Raw genomic sequence first — 17,846 nt, forward strand, 5'->3', positions numbered from 1 at the left:
AACCGGATTCTGGCCCCGGATTGTGGACATCGATCCGCCAAATCAGTTCGCATATAGCCCCAACTCTCTACCAGTGAACAAGTTCACGCGAACTTGAGTTCAATTCAAGATTACGTGGTCACTTTACCGATAAAACAAACACCAACCCTCAAAGTCACCACAACCACTACACTTCGCCGCAGCAAATCCCGATCATTTGCCACGTCCGAATCTGAAGCGCAAGTAGCCCCGTCAATGGATTTAGCGATTTCGAGTGCAACGACTGGTCGGAGCTGGAGGAAGCAATTCCTCGCATTCTCAGCATTCGCAATTCTCGCCGCCCTGAGCACTTCCGCTTTCGGGCAGGAACCTGCCGCGTCTTTGAATCTCTTTGAGTCCGGTGCGATCACACCGCGACCTCTTCAACCAGAACACAGTTTCGTCACCCCATCCGAGATGTCACTCAGTGACACCAGCATTCCCAATGAACCGGCGATGCTGGTCCCTGCGGAGGGAGATGCAGACGACCTGTTATTGCAGTCATTGTTGAATGATGTCGCTTCCCTACAGGAACGAATCAAGTCGCTGGAAGGCGAAAAGTCGTCCAAGGATAAGAAGCCAGAAGAAAAGAAGAAGACTTATCCCAACGCGAAGATTACCGGGTTTACTCAGCTTGATGGGGGACTCTTTGATCAAAGTGAAGTGAACAAAGAGACCGTCGGGAATCTTCAAAACGGTCTGGGATTTCGCCGCGCACGATTAGCCGTCACCGGAGGCGTTTCCGACTTCACTCGCTATCAGCTGGAAATGGACTTCGCAACAGCAGGTCGTCCCAGCTTCTTCGACACCTGGATCGAACAAAGCAATCTTCCGGTTGTCGGCACTGCAAAAATCGGACAGTACTGCCAGCCATTCAGCGTTGATGCACTGACAGGGTTTCGAAACCTGACCTTCCTCGAACGTTCACTTCCGTTTCTGGCATTCGTTCCGTTCCGCCGCATTGGTGGTCAGTTTGCAGATACATCCGATGACGAGATGACCCAATGGGCGGTCAGTCTCTTTCGGACAGGTGGCTACAAGAACGCTCCACTCGGTGACAATCGTTATGCAACAGACATTGGCGATGTCGGCGGTCTTTCGCTCTCGACTCGTGTGACTCACCTGATGGCGTACGACTCCCACGCGAAAGACGAATACCTTTGGCATCTCGGAGCGAGCTATAACATCAGCTTTCTTGGAGCAGACACTGCCAAGGGAAGTACAACCAAGATTCCCTTCTACAGAACTCGGGTTCTGCCAGAGTTTGGAATGCTGGGATACTCCGAAGACTCACAACCTTTCGGGTTCGCCAATGCCGGAACAGCGTCCTTCGTCGACTCTGGACAATACCCTGCGGACGCATTCCATCTCTTCGGGCTGGAATCGGTCTGGCAGAACGGGCCTTGGGGAGCACAGGCAGAATGGATGGCGACTGTCGTCGACAGTATGGTCGGCAACATCTTTTACAACGGTGCCTATGCTCAGCTTGCCTATCGACTCACTGGCGAGCATCGTGAGTACAACAAGAACACAAGAACGCTTGGCAAACTCGTTCCCAAAACCGACTTCTATTCCTTTAAAGATCGCGGCATTCAGGGCTGGGGAGCATGGGAAGTCGCTGGACGTCTTTCTTTTGTGGACATCCGTAACCCAGACAGCCTGAATGGACATTATCTGAACGGGTCATCGGCAATCGGGAACGGAACTCTTGTGAATTCCACACTGGGCTTCACATGGTTCATTAACGTTCACACCAAGATTCAGGGGAACTGGATCCACTGTATGCTGGATAACGTCGACACCGGAAACAGCACGGCGAACCTGTTTGTGACACGATTTCAGGTCGACTTCTAAACCTGTTGCCACACAGACTCGAGCATCGGGATAGAGACGACGAGCCAGAGACCACCTGCCAGCGATCACACTGTCAGCGATCACTGTCAGCGATCACTGTCACTTCCGTGTTGGTGATTCTCCACGATCAATTGATCGATGGCTGCGAGAGTTTTTCCATGTCACTCCCGCGAGAGGAAGCGAAATGGGCGACGTCGATTCGCAGGAGTAACTGGACTTCCCGCCATAGACACCACGATGTCGACTCGGCAACGACCGTGACTTCGTCACCGTGGCCTTACGCTGCTTGAGATCGAGAGCAACGTTCGTTTCGAACACAAGGTCATGGAAGCTTCTGCCATCTGGACGCACAATTGCAAAGAGTGCATCGATCAGAGAGAAGGCCGACAGGACCAGAAAAACAGTCAGCCCCAGCTGATCCAATCCCATTGCAGTGAAGCAGCGCAGACTGATCAGCCCCCAGATCGGCAGTAACTGGATCATCGACCGCTGAAAAAGCAGTGATCGTTTGGGTTGCAGTCCGTGAATATCAATCACCCGAATCTGCATCAGCTTCTTGCCGGGTGAATATCCGGAGATCCCCTGTATCGACGCTGCGACCATAATGGCCAGCAAATTGATCGGGACCTCCAGTGTCATCTGAACGGTATGCCCCCAAAACTCCAGTCCTCCTCGCAGCAAAGTGCGAGCAAGCTGGATCATCAGGAACATCACGGACAGATCGATTGCCCACGCCATCGACCGGACGATCCGCCCGGCGACAGGCAGAACCACCGGTTGCAGTTTCTCAAGTTCTTCGAGCAGCTCATCGTAGTTGTCGAAGCGATCTTTCGGCTCTTTCGCCAGCATTCGCTCCAGCAGCGTCTTCCATCCCCCAGGCAATTCATCCGGCCACTTCTGTGGAAAGTCAACGCTGGAGTTGATGTGCGCCAGAATTCGCGACATCACTGGCTGGCCATCCACCTGATAGGGGAGTCGACTAAAAGTCATTTCGAACAGGACGATCCCCAGACTGTAAATGTCTGATCGATGGTCGGTCCCTTCGCCTCGACAGGCTTCAGGAGATAGATAGTTCGGTGTGCCTGAGATCGCAGTCGAATCGGAGTTAATCAGATCGACTGGTCGGGCCAGTCCGAAATCCGACAGTTTGACAACGCCATTTCTGGAGATAAGCAAATTCGCCGGCTTGATGTCTCCGTGAACAATGTGGAACTGTTCCGCGGCCTGCAATGCCTGCGACGTCTGGATCGCGATATTCACGATCTCGGAGAACTCCAGCGGCTGCCGGCTCATCCGTGATTCGAGCGTTTCTCCAGAAACGTATTCCATCGCCAGGAACGGCGTTTCCCCATGAGCGTCGACATAATAGACCTGCACGACGTTCGGGTGTGAAATTCGCGCCTGTGCCCGGGCTTCTTCAAGAAGCCGCTGCATGCAACGGGCTTCCGTCTGGTTGTTCCGTTTGAGTTGTGCCTTCCGGATGATCTTAATGGCGACGTCACGTTCAAGCGATTCGTCGACCGCCCGATAAACCTCACCCATGCCCCCCTGTCCAAGCTGCTCCAGAATCCGGAAGTGCTTGAGTCGCTGCATTGAAGGGGAGTCGAACTCCTCTTGAGGCTGTTCGAATCGTTCGGTAATCGGCTCTGGACAGCCAATGATCGTCATGTCGCCCTTGCGAAATTCAGACGCAGGGACCTCGCGATCGCAAAGCAGGCAACGACGATCCTGATCATTGATCAGCGCGATCGTGTTGCCACACACGCAACGGTAGGGGACGACAGAGAGGAGGTCATGTAGCTCCATAGACTGGAAGGCTAGCTCGTCTGCATTGATTGGAAGCAGAAAAATCCGAATTATGGTCAAAATGCAGCATCGAACTCCGTCTGAAACGATCGTCCCCGCACAAGTGTATTAATTCACCCGTCGCAAATTGGCGTCACGTATCGATACGTCAACATTTCAGGTCACAATTAAGCAACAGGAAGCCGTTGTCCCCCACGGAATCCCCTCCTCCCAGCGGTCGCCTCCCACGAAACAGCTCCGCCTGTTAGGATGTACAATTCGGCGATCGACATTGATGTTTCATGCGTCGGGCCAAAACGTCCGAAGACAGAACAGAACCGACTGTCGTCTCAGCAGTTACATCAACAGAGCAACTTCGAAACCGCACTTGACGATGCCCCCGTCCTCAACGCCACAACAGGTGAAAGCGGACGGTCAATTCGTAAGTAGTTCCAAACTGTTTGAAATCCCATGGCGAACGTGCTTCAACTCGACGAAATCGCATTCTCTCTCTGGCAGTCATTGGCCGGTCAGGGACCTGTTCCGCTAACTCAGCTGGCAGCGAACCTGAAGGTGGACCAGTCCCGTCTGATGGCGTCGGCTGTTGAAGCAGCGAACGGCGGGTTTATCGCCATTCATGAAACTGAAGAAGACGAACTCGTCCCGGTCGAGAACGCAGTCGAACTCGTCCGCAACGGACTCCCTGAACGTCTTGCACTGCGTCTGCTGATCGAAGCTGGCGGCGAGATTGCGACCGGTGATTTTGCGAAAGCGGCATCCGCAGCCAAGATCGCAGTCAACGAAGTTTTCAAATGGGGTGCCGCCCGTGGGTGGATCGAAAAAGACAAGCAAGGGGTCCGCATCACCGACGCCGGTCGCACTGCGGGAACGGAAAACCAGTTTGACGCCGACGAATCGGCACTGATTCAGGCGAACGGCAGCGTCGTCGCCGTTGCTTCACTGGCCAACCCCGATCGAATTCGAGCATTACTCGGAAAACGTGGGGAACTTGCCAAAATCAAGCCGCGTACCCGACGGTCACTCGCCCTCACCGAAACTGGCTCATCACTACTTGCCAGCAATCAGGTGCAGGTGAAAAAAGAGCGCAATCTTCTAACTTCGGAAGACCTGACGAGCGGAGCATGGCGGAAAGTCACCCTGCGTCCTTACGACGTCACTCTTCCTGCAGAAACGATTCATCCTGCGAAGATTCACCCGCTCCGCAAGATCATCGAACAGACACGACGCGCTTACCTGGAAATGGGATTCACGGAAGTGGTTTCCCCGATGGTCGAGTCGTCATTCTGGAACTTCGACGCACTGTTCCAGCCACAGGATCACCCGGCCCGCGATATGCAGGATACGTTCTATATGGACGAACCGAGCATGACTGCGTTGCCAACCGATGCCGCATTGGTCGAACGGGTCCGTCGTGCTCACGAAGACGGCGGCGATACCGGATCAGAAGGTTGGGGATACAAGTGGTCGCCAGAGCGCGCTCGACAGGTCGTTCTGCGGACACACACGACTGCTTCAACCATTCGTGCTCTCGCAAGAAATCCGAACCCGCCAATGAAGTCGTTCTGTGTCGGCTGGGTCTGCCGTAACGAAACGATGAGCTACAAGCATTTGCCAGTCTTCCATCAGGTCGACGGAATCGTGATTGATGAACACGCTTCTCTGGCATCATTACTGGGAACACTGGAGACCTTCTACAAGAAGATGGGCTTCAAACAAGTGAAGTTCAAACCAGCGTTCTATCCATACACCGAACCAAGCGTCGACGTCGTGGTTTACCTCGAAAGCCGCAAGAAATGGATCGAGATGGGTGGAGCCGGGATCTTCCGTCCTGAAGTGACAGAGCCACTCGGCTGCAAACACCCTGTCCTCGCCTGGGGCTTGGGGATGGAACGTCTTGCGATGATCCGCTATCGCCTCAGCGACATTCGTGAACTCTATCAGGGACGAATTGAAGCCCTGCAGGAAATGGCACTCGCCCAATAAGACCAGGGCCGGGACAGCAACGGGACCAGACATCAACTCGCACGGAATCCACACTGGAATCTGTGCGAGTTTTTTCATCGCCACACGATAATACACCTCTGCAAGAAGCAGGGTTTCACACGCAGAACACACCTGGACAGCAACAGGTTACTGAACCGGTTGGTCGCCAGTCAGAAGATGCGAGATCTCACTCGGGTCAGTGAAGATTGACCAGCGATCCGCAGGCAGGTGCGCCAAGCGAGCGGTCACGTTCAACAACGGCCCTTGTTCATACCCGCAGTTGCGAATGGCAACGTGAACGATTTGTGGACCAAAGTCTTTCGCAATGGCGCCGTACAACTCAGCGTCGCGCTCTCCCGAATCTCCGCAGAGAATGAATCGACGTTGAGGATAGATTCGCAGCAGATTCTCGATCGCGTGCCGTTTGGAAAGGAACGCAGCCTCACGTGTACGATCGCTTCGCAATTCGCGGAGTCGCATATGGCGGAGATGCAGCGTCCCCAGAGGAAATGCATCGACACTCAGCCAGGTCATCAACGGGGAATACAACGGCCACGGGCTCGATGAAACATAATGAAAGCTGATGCCATTACGAGCCCATTGCTGATAGAGCTCCCGCATTCCAACAATCGAGCGAAACTCACGAGTGAACGTATTCGCCAGCAATTCGCGACGGTTCTTCACGTTCGTGATTTTGATCGTGTCATCAATGTCTGAAACAATTGAGACCCCGTGCGGAGGAATCAACTCGACTTCCCCGGTCACCAGCGAATGTCCCTCTTCCGGCAGATGGCTGCAGAATTGAATAAAACGTCGCCCAAACGAATCCGTTTGAATTGCCGATTCAAGCTCTTTGGCCGGGATCGTGATCGTCGTTTCAAACTGCCCGTTCGCAAGAGTGCTTGGAAGCTGATACGCCTTTTCTGCGATCGCAATCGGTACGGACTTGCCTTTCTGTCCGTTCTGAAGAAACAGTCGGGCACGGTCGTTGAAACGCTGCCGCACTTCCGTTTCGTTCTCAGGCTTGATGACTCGCTTGAATAGCTGCAGCAAGAGTCCTTTGCGTATCCGATTGTGTGAAGTCGAAAAGATGCTTCCACGAACCTGGAGATGCCAGCACCGACCTAATTCACTGAAATAGCCACAGCTGCGATAAAAGACGACCGTCTGCCGAAGGGAATTCCCTTTCGACGCAGTTTCATTGTTCTGGGTTCCGGTGCGGTCTGCCATTGCTTTCAATGCGAAACGCCTCTTTCGAGGGGTACCTCTTGAACTTTTTGCGTTTTCCAAACGTCTCGCAGTCAAACTAAAAACAATCCCCGCTGACCAAGTGATCGGAAAGGAATCAGTCGTCCATCCTTGGTTTGCGACGGGCCTGTTTCACTTCGGCACGCTGGTGTTTACCACGCAAGCGAGCCTCAATCACACCTCGGGGAGTTTTCGTTTTCCGTCGTTTCTTTGGCGGTTTCTCGACTTCAACGATCATATCCCGTAACCGGTTCAAACAGTCTTCCCGGTTTTTCTCCCGATCCCGTGTCCGGTCGCTGTCAATTCGCAGCAATCCGGCTTTGGAAATCCGCCCTCGCTGGGCCACCTGCAGACGTTCCAACAAATCAGCGGGAAGTGTTTGATTCTCTGCAACCGGCCATGAAAGCTGAACTTGCGAACTGACCTTATTGACATTCTGACCGCCCGGGCCGGAACTGCGCACATAAGCAAACCGCAATTCTGACATCGAAATGGTCAGCTTATCCGTAATGAACAGGTTAGGTTCTCGGGATGACATAATCGTTCACTCGACAATCCGACATTGTCGCCGATTCCTTGAAGTTGATCAATCGTTGTCGAGGGATCCATAAACGGCGAAATATGACATTTTGAAATGTTTCGGAATTTTCCGACCGACACCAGGCCACGGAATCATCAATTTTACCACGAAACCTCAGGATTCCAGATCGCTTTCAATCTGGCTGAAGCGGGTTTGCAACACGGCCACCAAAATTCCAAAAAACAACGCAGGTGCCATCAACAGGACGATTCCGCCGGAGTAGCCCAAACTACTCCAGAGCATGAATATCGACGCAACGCCAAACAGGATGGCAGGGATCGGGTAGAACGGGACACGAAACGGCCGCGAAAGGTTCGGATACTTCCAGCGTGCAACGATCAGCGCAACAATCGCCAGCAGAAAAAAGACCCAGAAAACAGGGGCAGAGGCGGCCAGCAGGAGATCGAATCCCCCTCCATAGAAATCCCAGTTCAACGCAGGCAATCGCAGCAGTTTCAGGCCTTCGTTAATCCTTTCCCGGCATGCCTGGAAGCCGACGATGGCGGTCAGCGTCAGGGCAATGGCAGAGATCGTCAGCAAAGACCACACCGGAACCTGCCTCGAATTCCAGACACTCCATTTTCGAAAGATCGGAAAATCTTCCCCGGCCGCAGCCAGTAATCGACATCCGGCAAACATCATCCCGTTGATTGCCCCAAGTGCTGAAATCATGACGACCACGCTCATCACGTTGGAGAACATCGGCCCGCACGCCCGCTCAATCAAGACTGCTGCCGGCGCAGAGACGTTCTTCACCTCATCCGGTCCCAGTACTCGCAAAAAGAGGAAATTCAATGCGAGATACAAAAGGGCTACCAGAACAAGCCCAATGATCAGAGCACGAGACATTGTACGTCGACAATCCCGCACCTCCGGAGTCACTGTCGCAACATCATTCCAGCCCCCGTAGGCGTAAAGCACAAAGACCAGTGCCAAACCCAGTGAACTCCACGAAGCCGTAGTCGTCGCCTCAATTGTTGTCGCACTTTCCGAAACTGTTGCCGCTGGAAGAATCAGCCCGCAGATCAAAACAGCGGCAAGTGCCAGCGCCTTGGTGATTGTGAGAATGTTCTGAGTCATTCTTCCTGCGGCAAATCCACAGAACTGCAACAGAGTCAGGCCCATGATGGCTGACATCGCGACGACCCCATGTGAGGACGCAAGTACCGGATGAAGTTGCCCAGCGTAGCTCGCAAAAACGAACGCGGCCGCCCCGATATTGGACGGCAGAATTGCACAGAGATTCATCCAGGCGAAAAGAAAGCCCACCCGCTTGCCAAAACAGTTCGCGAGGTAAACGTACTCGGCACCGAATTCAGGCCACATTGAAGAGAGTTCTGCATAACAGAATGCTCCGCATAGCGCCAGCAGCGCTCCCAGCCCCCAGATCATTAAAGCGACTTGCGGATCGCCAGCAAAAGTGAAGACGTTCGCCGGAATTCTGAAGATGCTGACACCAACAACAATCCCGACCAGCAGACTGACAACATCCCACAACCCCAGAGTCCGTGGGGAGGAGACTTCAGTTTGCTGAGAGCGCCCTGAAGATTCTGAAGAATGAGATGCCATCGCGAGGAGCCTGTCCGGGACCGAATTCCCAAATTGACGCAATCAGAAACCATTCAGGTCCAGCGAGCGTCTGATTCAACATTCCGACAGTAAAGACACTGCGAACTCACCGACCCGCTTCAGCAGGTGAGTTCATCCAAATGACGACAAAATGTTGCTTTTGGATGACACGACGCAGTGTCGCCACGATCATAGTCATGTTGCATCAAAATTGTCTTGCAAATCAAGCAATTGGAATCGGCACACAGAGGGCAACAACTTCTGGTCGTTCGTGATCGCCAGAACGTAGCAAAAGAGCGATTCAAAACAAAACACTCCCACATTGCTGGACTTGATGATTGCCCGGCAACAGGGAGTGTTGTGAATCAGTCGTGTTTAAGAGTTTCGAAGGAGAGGAAACGAACGGAACTGTTTGAATTGTCGTAAACAACGGAGAGTGCAAAACAAAACGCGATCGGTCTATTCCTGTTTCGTTTTCTTACACCGTGACTGGTTCAAACGTCCCCAGGATAATCGGTTGACTGGACGGTTATCGAGATTCCTGAGCGATGCCAGAGACCGGCAGAAGGCGCCCTTGGAAAAGTCGTTTCGGTGGATCGGCATCATATGACACATCAGAGACCTCCTTAACCCGACACAAGACATCTTTTCGGTGAGTATTGGTAAAGCAATCGATGTGCCAACAGCCATCAAACCACTCATCTGCCGCCGTAGACACTGAAAAGAAGCCCCTGAATCCCCGTTCTTTGCTGAATAGTCTCAATAGCGATGCCCAATTGCAGCGCGAAACTGCAATTCGAAAAGGCAATTCAGCTTCCAGCAGAACGACCTGCTGGTCACCAGTCCGACACTCAAACAGACAGTTGGCACAAAAGAAAACACCCTCGACTCATTTGCAGTCGAGGGTGTCGAATTATCTGTCATCTCAATCAGCACCGCAACCTGCGTTACTTCGCGACTGACGCTTTCCGCTGATCCATCGGGATGAACTCGCGAGTACGTTCGCCGAGGTAAATCTGACGCGGACGTTGAATACGCTGTTCTGTGTCTTCCATCGATTCTTTCCACTGGGCCAACCAACCGGAGGCACGTGGGATGGCGAAGAGGACCGGGAACATATTCACCGGCAAGCCCATCGCCTGATAGATCAGACCAGAATAGAAGTCGACGTTTGGATAGAGCTTACGTTTGACGAAATACTCGTCTTCCAACGCAATTCGTTCCAGTTCCAGAGCCACTTCCAGAAGTGGATTCTTGCCTGTGACTTCAAACACTTCCTGAGCACACTGCTTGATGATCCGTGCGCGAGGATCGTAGTTCTTGTAAACGCGGTGACCGAAGCCCATCAGACGCATTTCACCGGCTTTGCAGCGGGCAACATACTCTGGAACGTGCTTGACGCTGCCGATTTCAGCGAGCATCTTCAACACAGCTTCGTTTGCACCACCATGCAATGGGCCGTACAGAGCAGCAGCGGCACCAGCCAAAGCAGAATATGGATCTGCGTCAGATGACCCGATGGCTCGCATGACGCTGGTTGAGCAGTTTTGCTCGTGGTCAGCATGCAGGATGAACAACACTTCAAGAGCACGTACAAGCGCTGGATTTGGCTTGTAGTTGTTGTTGAACATCTGGAACATCATCGCCAGAAAGTTCTCAGTGTAGCTCAGCTCATTGCTTGGATAGACGTACGGATGTCCCTGACTGTGACGAAATGAAAACGCTGCAATTGTCGGGACCTTGGCGATCAACCGTTTGATCTGAGCATTGCGGTTTTCTGGCGATCCAACCTTCTTAGCTTCCGGGTAGAAAGTCGACATCGCTGCAACCGTGCTGATCAGCATCCCCATCGGGTGAGCGTCATAGCGAAATGATTCCATCTGCCGCTTGACGTTCTCGTGCACAACAGTGTGAATGCGGATTGAGTTATCCCAATCAGACAATTGCTGAGCGGTTGGGAGCTCACCATTGAGCAGCAGGTAAGCAACTTCGAGATAAGTGCACTTTTCAGCAAGCACTTCAATCGGATACCCACGGTATTCCAAGATCCCTTCGTCGCCGTCGATAAATGTGACGCGGCTTTTGCAGGATGCCGTGTTGGTATACCCGGGATCATAGGCCATCAGGCCGAAATCGCTGTCTTTCACCTTGATCTGTCGCAGATCAATGGCCTTCACGGTGTCGTCAACGACCGGGACTTCGTAGGTTTTTCCCGTTCGGTTGTCGGTAATGGTCAGCGTGTTGGACATAATTTGGCTTCAAGGATGTTTCGTGGAAGCAGTTGCATGTATCGTCATCAGATGATGACAAACTATTCGATCGGCTCAAGTCTCCGAGATCATTTTCCACTGAGTTACCCAACGGAAATGCCCTGATAATTGTGAGAACAATGCAGATTGAGGCAACCCAAACAGAGCAACCTCAAGCCTGCTGAATCCACGAAATTCCTTGAGAACCGACAGAATTGCCCAAGACTGGAGATCCACCTAACTCCTGTCACGACAACAAGCTGCGACGCAACACATCCTGTGCCTTAGCAAAATATGGTTGCCAGACAATTTCTGGAGCCCCGTTCTTCAAGCAATCGCGCACTTTTTGAAGCGTGTTCCGCGCCATGTGCGGACAGCGATTGCAGGCACAGGTTTCCCCAGTATCCGCAGTAATCCCCGGCACAGGGATATATTCATGCTGAGGTGCGATCAGCTTCAGCGGATGGATCATGTTCGCTTCGGTCGCCACGAGGAACGTTTTGGGCTCCGTCTGCGAGGAGACATAACGTCTCATCTTCTCGGTCCCGCCAACCACATCGGCAAGGTCCAAAACGTTTGGAGGGCACTCCGGATGCGCCAGAACAATCGCTTCCGGATTGCGCTTCTTCGCTCGCACAAGATCCTGAATACTGAAGACCTCATGCACCATGCACGAGCCCTTCCACAGAATCATGTCACGCCCCGTCACTTCCATCAGATACCGACCCAGATATTGATCGGGAACAAACAGAATTTCCTTGTCTTTTGGAACCTTTTCCTCAATCAATTCGCGTGCGTTTCCGCTGGTGACAATCCAGTCACACAAGCTTTTCACGGCTGCAGTCGTATTGATGTAGGCCACGGTCACAAAGTCGTGCCCCTGTGCTCGTAACTCTTCCTGATACTTCGCAAGTGCTGGAGCTGGGCAACTGTCCGCAAGCGAACATCCTGCAAGGAGGTCAGGCAAAAGAACGCGCTTTTCCGGGCTGAGAATCTTGGCGGATTCTGCCATGAAGTGAACGCCGACAAACACGATCGTCGAGTTGGGAACCGAGGTGGCATCCCGAGCGAGCTTTAGAGAGTCGCCAGTAAAATCAGCGATGTCCTGAATTTCACCATCGACATAATAATGGGCCAGAATGACAGCATCCTGTTCCACCTTTAATCGCTCAATTTCCTCGATTAGATCCAACGGATCTTCGTAGGTGTCAGTGCTCGAATTCACAATCGGTAATGTCGTTTCAGCCATAGTTGTTCCCTCTGTCGGTGATTATATGGCGGAAGCGATCATAAGTCAGGCTGGAATTCACACTTCCAACCTGACTGAAAGCAAAATCACCAACAGATTAGCGACATCCCGTCACAAGATCCTGACAGGCAAAAAGATACGACAGTCCACCTTCGCGTACGCTCTATTCGCCAAGTGTAAACTGAGGCAACTGAACTGGATGCCCGTGATTATTCGCCGACTCATGAGCACAGAGCCCGACACAGGTCCAGTTCGCAGATTGAACCGCATTGGGCCACGGGTCGCGATCTTCAATCAACGCCGTCACAAACTCATGAACCAGATGGGGATGAGACCCGCCATGCCCGCCCCCCTGGACAAAGGACAGGTGCTCGGCGTCGTGAATCTCTGCCGGTTGAGTAAACCTGCGAATTGGTTCAGGCAACAGGTGAGCAAAATCGGGAACTTGAATGGGCGAAGGAATCTCTGACTCAGGCTTTTTCGCCGTGTGCAGAACGTGCGATTCCCCCTCAACCAGCGACCACTCAAAACTCTTCTTTGTCCCGTAGACATCAAAGCTCTCGCGATACTGACGAGCAACGTCGTAAAGAAATCGCCAGATGTGCGCCGTCAGATCGCTGTCCTTGATTTTGACGTGACAGGTTTCAACGGCAAAACGGTTCCCGGACTTTTCTGCGATGTCTTCACGAACGGTCCCGGACCCGAAGCAGCTGACGTATTCTGCCAATCCATCCACCAGCCCCAGACACGGACTGACGACGTGAGTGGCATAGTGCATCGGAATCATCTTCTGCCAGTACGCTGGCCACCCATCCATATCCTGAGGGTGCGATGCCGCGAGGTACTGAATCTTGCCGAGATCACCGTTGCGAAAAAGTTCCTTCAGGAACAGGAACTCGCGGCTGTACACGACCGTTTCCGCCATCATGTACTTCAAGCCGGTCTGCTTGACCTTGGCGACAATTTCCCGGCACTCTTCAATGGTCGTGGCCATCGGAACAGTGCACATCACATGCTTGCCGGCATCCAGCGCTTTGAGCGACATCCAGGCATGATCGTGAATCGGACTGTTAATGTGGACGGCATCAATCGTCGGGTCATTCAGAACGTCATCAAAATTCGAATATCGAATTTCGATCCCAAACTGATCACCGGCCTTGTTCAGTTCCTGCTCATCGCGTCGGCAAATCGCCCGGACATTCGCCTGTGGATGATTCTGGTAGATCGGAATGAATTCCGCACCGAAGCCTAAACCGACCATCGCGACATTTACCGTCTGCAGCCTCTTCGATGACATTCAAAGCTCCTGACCTGGATTCAAACTCAAGGACAACGATCAGTTCGATCTTTCACGCGTTCAAGGCAATCACGTCTGAGCCCCATACAGGCTGACGCACGCCAGACAGGCCCTTACCCAACGAGGTCAGATACGTGTGGAGCACGCTCGACCAACGGAATCACTTTCGGTTGATAAATCGTGAGGTATGCCTCGGCTTTGCGGTGAACATCGATTGCCTCCTCCGATTCCCACCGCTCAACCAGAATGAAGACGCTCGGGTCATTCCGGGAGTGACAGACCTCGAAGACCAGACAGCCGGGTTCCGCACGCGACAATCGCCCATGCTCTGCCAGCAGTTCCTTCAGCAGCGGAATATCGTCAGTTTTTTTTGCGGTCAAAACAACGTTCACAACAACCATGACATCCCCTGCTTGACTCAAATGAACTTCGAACAGACCTGCCGGCGACTGGCTTGCGATGGCAGAATCGCTTGGTCCACCTGTGTACCGAAATTCCGGCGAGGCAGTCTCCAAAGTCGCATGTTAGCGAGTCGATACGTCGAGGGCAGTTCACAATCGCTGAATCCCGGTTGTGTCGACAGAAATATCAGCAACGAGACGGTTTGCCGATCGGAATCAACGACGCCTTCCGCAATTCTGCATATACTAACCTGAACCTCGCATCCGACGGCAACGCAACGACAGAGAATGCCGAGGCAGACACAGTGAAGAAGGCACGAGAGATGCGACACGATCTACTGCAGCGATTGAAAGAAAAGCAGGCTCTGATCGGGGTAATTGGACTCGGTTACGTCGGCCTCCCGCTGCTCGATGCGTTTTATCACGCCGGCTTTCCCACTCTCGGGTTCGACATTGACCAGAAAAAAGTCGATCAACTCAACGCCGGTCAAAGCTACATCAAGCACGTCTCCTCGAGTCAGGTCAGCAACTGGCGACAATCGGGACGATTCGAAGCGACATCGTCACCAGAGCGACTGGCCGATGCCGACGTCATCGTGATCTGCGTTCCGACTCCATTGAACGACAGCCGCGACCCGGACCTGAGTTTTATCACTGGCACCGGGGAAACGATCGCGAAAAATCTGCGACCCGGTCAATTGATCGTGCTCGAAAGCACAACCTACCCCACAACCACCAGAGACGTTCTCCTTCCAATTCTCGCTGCCACCGGCCTGAAAGTCGGGCACGATTTCTTTCTCGCATACAGTCCGGAACGCGAAGACCCCGGCAACCCGATCTACTCGGCCGCCAAGATCCCCAAGGTGGTCGGCGGCTATGATGAAGCGAGCCTCGAACTGGCAACGGCTCTTTACAGTCCGGCAGTTGTGAAGGTGATTCCTGCCCCCACAATGGAAGTCGCCGAAGCTGCCAAGATCCTTGAGAACACGTATCGCGCGGTCAACATCGCACTCGTCAACGAACTGAAAATGTTGTTCGACCGCATGGACATTGACATCTGGTCGGTCATCGAAGCCGCGAAAACAAAGCCGTTCGGGTTTCAGGCGTTCTACCCCGGCCCTGGTCTGGGAGGACACTGTATTCCCATCGACCCGTTCTACCTGACATGGCTCGCGAGAAAGCAGGGACTGACAACTCGCTTCATTGAACTTGCAGGCGAAGTCAACGCGCGGATGCCGGAGTATGTGATTCAGCGTCTCAGTGAAGCTCTGAACGATGCGGCCAAGCCAATCAGAAACAGCAAGATCTGCCTGCTGGGAATGGCGTACAAGAAAGACGTGGATGACCCGCGAGAAAGTCCATCTTTCACACTGATGGAACTCTTGCTGCAGCGAGGGGCGCAACTTACTTACAACGATCCTCACATCCCAAAGCTTCCGTCAATGCGGCATCACAAGTTGCCTGCAATGACCAGCTCGGAACTGACCCCAGAATTCCTGCAATCACAAGATTGCGTCCTGATTGCAACTGACCATTCCGCTTACGACTACGATTACATCGTCCAGCACAGCAACATGGTCCTCGACACCAGAAATGCCACCAAATCAGTGGTGACTGGAAGAGAAAAGATCCGCACTGCTTAATGACGTACCGGAGCATGATTGCTCCGGTAAACGCTCAGAACAAATACGGTGTCGCCAACGCCATAATTTTCAGGGCACGAGCAGCACTGTTTATAGCTTACAGCTCAAACGTAAATTCGTTTGGCTCAGATGACTTCACTTCTGCTTTCAGGCCACTGTTCAGCAGGTTGCTGTATTTCGGAGGGATGCGAGGAATGAGCGGTTGAGCTTCTTCCTCTTTGCCTGGAGCCGGTGGCTTCACAGGTTCATACGCAGAGATCGTGACAGCATGAGCCCCTTCTAAAGCGCCCTGCTTCCCGCCTGTCTGTAGAGTGAACCGGCCTTCGGCATCTGTTTCACCAAATGCCATCGGTCCAGTCTGCGGCGTGAAGAGAACTTGAGCATTAGCCAATGGCTTCTGCTTGAAGGTCACGACCCCACTTACCTTGACGAGCGTAGGGGCATCAGAAGCCTGACCACATCCCATCACTCCCACTGCCAGAAGAGCGATGGCACCACAGATTGTTGATCGAAGTTGAATTCTCATAATAAATCGACATCAAATTGATCAGGAAACGAAAAAACACTCCCGCTCTCAGTGAGTGGACGACTCTTGAAAGCAGGGGTGTTCCAATGAGAGACGAACGGTGCCAGAAGAACCTGGCAACTGCGTTCCTGCTCGAACCTGTCAGTGAATTGCGATGCCGCATTCACTAACAGGCGACAGGAATCAAATGCTCTAGAACTCGCCGATCACTTTTCCATCGGCTCGCCCACCGAGAGACTGGAAGGTGCCGCGATGATCAATGTTTTCACTGAGGAAACGGACCGCTCCATCTCCCATGACGAAGTGCACACCCCCGGTGTGGTGAGAGCGGAAGCCCTTCGCGTAATTGTAGTTATTGAATGCGTTGCAAGTCGGATTCGATGCTGGCTTACCAATCCCATTACAGGTGGTGAAGTCATTCAGCGGAGTGACTGCAGTGAACACGACGTGAGAGCTGACCCAGCTTGTTCGGTAATCATGGGTACAGCCGCCGATTGTTTCGCCGAAGTGAATCGTATTCGATGTACCGTCGCTCACATCCTGGAATCGAATGGAAAGTCCAAATCGGTTCCCCATCCCGGACAACTGAGTTTTGTTGAGGGTGTCCCCCCAGTTACCGGCTCCCACTGGAGTCTGAGCCCCTTTTTCAGCATAAACATTGAACGGCTGACATGCTGCTGGATTACCCGATGAGGAGAAGAACTGAGATCCAGCAGAGATACCGTAGTTCGACTGTGCCCAGCCTGCGACAGGGCTATTGTTAGGATCAGTCGGGCACTTGAACATTGCGAACTCGTAGCTTCGGGCTTCCTTACCATCAATGAGCTGATATGGCACCTTGCGATGCTGGCCAGCCTGTGAATAGCTACCGACTGGCAATGTCCCTGTCAGGTCAAACTTATTGTAGAGCGCCCCTTGCTCAACAAATGGCAGCAGTCGTGCAAGTGCGCCAATATCTGGTGCTGCAAACCAGTTGTTTGGAACATCGGTCCCCCCGATCGGGAACATACCGTATGTGTCATGGTAGTTGTGCAGCGCCAGTCCAAGCTGCTTCAAGTTGTTCTTACATTGACTGCGTCGAGCCGCCTCTCGGGCTTGCTGGACAGCAGGAAGAAGCAATGCGATCAAAATTGCGATAATCGCAATCACCACCAGCAATTCAATCAGAGTGAATGCTGATCGTCGACGGACCCGTGATACCGAAAATTTCTGGAATTGATCAAAAAACAACATGAATAGTCCCCGTGCGCGGACGGCTGCAGTGGAGCCCGTCTGCATTCCTGCTGCTAACTATTCGTCAAAAACGAGACAAACGAATAAGTCGCATACCGTTTATTCGGCGAAGACTAATGCATACTTGTTAATTTTTCGATAAGACGAAATGAGTTCCTCTCAAAAACCTCCTACGCCGGCAGCAGGGAGT

General features: G+C 52.8%; 13 protein-coding genes. 3 read left to right on the forward strand and 10 right to left on the reverse strand.

The features are described 5' to 3' along the window. Window positions 1-234: 234 nt before the first annotated feature. Window positions 235-1,872 carry an OprO/OprP family phosphate-selective porin gene (locus SH527x_RS12330; RefSeq protein WP_437190982.1) on the forward strand — a complete coding sequence of 546 codons (1,638 nt, stop codon included), beginning with the start codon at window positions 235-237 and terminating at the stop codon, window positions 1,870-1,872. A 99-nt stretch (window positions 1,873-1,971) separates the two neighbouring features. Here the strand turns inward: SH527x_RS12330 and SH527x_RS12335 are convergent, their stop codons facing one another. Beyond that, window positions 1,972-3,678 (reverse strand): protein kinase domain-containing protein, encoded by a 1,707-nt coding sequence (locus SH527x_RS12335; protein ID WP_437190983.1) that lies wholly within the window; start codon window positions 3,676-3,678, stop codon window positions 1,972-1,974. 450 nt (window positions 3,679-4,128) lie between these two features. On the opposite strand from SH527x_RS12335, the gene pheS reads away from it, so the two are divergent. Next, window positions 4,129-5,661 carry a phenylalanine--tRNA ligase subunit alpha gene (gene pheS / locus SH527x_RS12340; RefSeq protein WP_437190984.1) on the forward strand — a complete coding sequence of 511 codons (1,533 nt, stop codon included), beginning with the start codon at window positions 4,129-4,131 and terminating at the stop codon, window positions 5,659-5,661. Between the two features lie 147 nt (window positions 5,662-5,808). Here the strand turns inward: pheS and SH527x_RS12345 are convergent, their stop codons facing one another. The 7 genes from SH527x_RS12345 to SH527x_RS12375 all read right to left on the reverse strand — a co-directional run bounded on the left by SH527x_RS12345 (window position 5,809) and on the right by SH527x_RS12375 (window position 14,254). Next, a complete protein-coding gene (locus SH527x_RS12345) occupies window positions 5,809-6,891 on the reverse strand; it encodes a phosphatidate phosphatase App1 family protein (protein WP_437190985.1) in 1,083 nt (360 codons plus the stop codon). Window positions 6,892-7,006: 115 nt separating this feature from the next. Further along, entirely contained in the window at window positions 7,007-7,447 is a 441-nt protein-coding gene (gene arfB, locus SH527x_RS12350) for an alternative ribosome rescue aminoacyl-tRNA hydrolase ArfB (protein WP_437190986.1), read from the reverse strand. Window positions 7,448-7,603: 156 nt separating this feature from the next. Continuing rightward, a complete protein-coding gene (locus SH527x_RS12355) occupies window positions 7,604-9,058 on the reverse strand; it encodes an APC family permease (protein ID WP_437190987.1) in 1,455 nt (484 codons plus the stop codon). A gap of 947 nt (window positions 9,059-10,005) precedes the next feature. Then, window positions 10,006-11,307 carry a citrate synthase gene (locus tag SH527x_RS12360; protein ID WP_437190988.1) on the reverse strand — a complete coding sequence of 434 codons (1,302 nt, stop codon included), beginning with the start codon at window positions 11,305-11,307 and terminating at the stop codon, window positions 10,006-10,008. Window positions 11,308-11,554: 247 nt separating this feature from the next. Further along, entirely contained in the window at window positions 11,555-12,556 is a 1,002-nt protein-coding gene (gene nadA / locus SH527x_RS12365; protein ID WP_437190989.1) for a quinolinate synthase NadA, read from the reverse strand. A 163-nt stretch (window positions 12,557-12,719) separates the two neighbouring features. Beyond that, complete coding sequence (locus SH527x_RS12370) at window positions 12,720-13,853, reverse strand: Gfo/Idh/MocA family protein (RefSeq protein WP_437190990.1); 1,134 nt, start codon at window positions 13,851-13,853, stop codon at window positions 12,720-12,722. A gap of 113 nt (window positions 13,854-13,966) precedes the next feature. Beyond that, window positions 13,967-14,254 (reverse strand): putative quinol monooxygenase, encoded by a 288-nt coding sequence (locus tag SH527x_RS12375; RefSeq protein ID WP_437190991.1) that lies wholly within the window; start codon window positions 14,252-14,254, stop codon window positions 13,967-13,969. Between the two features lie 323 nt (window positions 14,255-14,577). On the opposite strand from SH527x_RS12375, the gene SH527x_RS12380 reads away from it, so the two are divergent. Next, window positions 14,578-15,897, forward strand: a complete 1,320-nt coding sequence (locus SH527x_RS12380; RefSeq protein WP_437194623.1) for a nucleotide sugar dehydrogenase — start codon at window positions 14,578-14,580, stop codon at window positions 15,895-15,897. A gap of 97 nt (window positions 15,898-15,994) precedes the next feature. Here the strand turns inward: SH527x_RS12380 and SH527x_RS12385 are convergent, their stop codons facing one another. Further along, on the reverse strand, window positions 15,995-16,423 hold the full coding sequence (locus tag SH527x_RS12385) for a carboxypeptidase-like regulatory domain-containing protein (RefSeq protein WP_437190992.1): 429 nt from the start codon (window positions 16,421-16,423) through the stop codon (window positions 15,995-15,997). A gap of 192 nt (window positions 16,424-16,615) precedes the next feature. Continuing rightward, window positions 16,616-17,656, reverse strand: a complete 1,041-nt coding sequence (locus SH527x_RS12390; RefSeq protein ID WP_437190993.1) for a DUF1559 domain-containing protein — start codon at window positions 17,654-17,656, stop codon at window positions 16,616-16,618. Window positions 17,657-17,846 lie beyond the last annotated feature (190 nt).

The organism is Planctomicrobium limosum, from assembly GCF_051465645.1.
Taxonomy (GTDB): domain Bacteria; phylum Planctomycetota; class Planctomycetia; order Planctomycetales; family Planctomycetaceae; genus Planctomicrobium.

Excerpts from the sequence above, each read along its gene's own strand:
- SH527x_RS12380 (WP_437194623.1), top strand. The coding sequence starts at position 14,578 with ATGCGACACGATCTACTGCAGCGATTGAAAGAAAAGCAGGCTCTGATC.
- nadA (WP_437190989.1), bottom strand. The coding sequence starts at position 12,556 with ATGGCTGAAACGACATTACCGATTGTGAATTCGAGCACTGACACCTAC.
- SH527x_RS12335 (WP_437190983.1), bottom strand. The coding sequence starts at position 3,678 with ATGGAGCTACATGACCTCCTCTCTGTCGTCCCCTACCGTTGCGTGTGT.
- arfB (WP_437190986.1), bottom strand. The coding sequence starts at position 7,447 with ATGTCATCCCGAGAACCTAACCTGTTCATTACGGATAAGCTGACCATT.
- SH527x_RS12370 (WP_437190990.1), bottom strand. The coding sequence starts at position 13,853 with ATGTCATCGAAGAGGCTGCAGACGGTAAATGTCGCGATGGTCGGTTTA.
- SH527x_RS12330 (WP_437190982.1), top strand. The coding sequence starts at position 235 with ATGGATTTAGCGATTTCGAGTGCAACGACTGGTCGGAGCTGGAGGAAG.
- SH527x_RS12385 (WP_437190992.1), bottom strand. The coding sequence starts at position 16,423 with ATGAGAATTCAACTTCGATCAACAATCTGTGGTGCCATCGCTCTTCTG.
- SH527x_RS12375 (WP_437190991.1), bottom strand. The coding sequence starts at position 14,254 with ATGGTTGTTGTGAACGTTGTTTTGACCGCAAAAAAAACTGACGATATT.
- SH527x_RS12355 (WP_437190987.1), bottom strand. The coding sequence starts at position 9,058 with ATGGCATCTCATTCTTCAGAATCTTCAGGGCGCTCTCAGCAAACTGAA.
- pheS (WP_437190984.1), top strand. The coding sequence starts at position 4,129 with ATGGCGAACGTGCTTCAACTCGACGAAATCGCATTCTCTCTCTGGCAG.
- SH527x_RS12360 (WP_437190988.1), bottom strand. The coding sequence starts at position 11,307 with ATGTCCAACACGCTGACCATTACCGACAACCGAACGGGAAAAACCTAC.
- SH527x_RS12390 (WP_437190993.1), bottom strand. The coding sequence starts at position 17,656 with ATGTTGTTTTTTGATCAATTCCAGAAATTTTCGGTATCACGGGTCCGT.
- SH527x_RS12345 (WP_437190985.1), bottom strand. The coding sequence starts at position 6,891 with ATGGCAGACCGCACCGGAACCCAGAACAATGAAACTGCGTCGAAAGGG.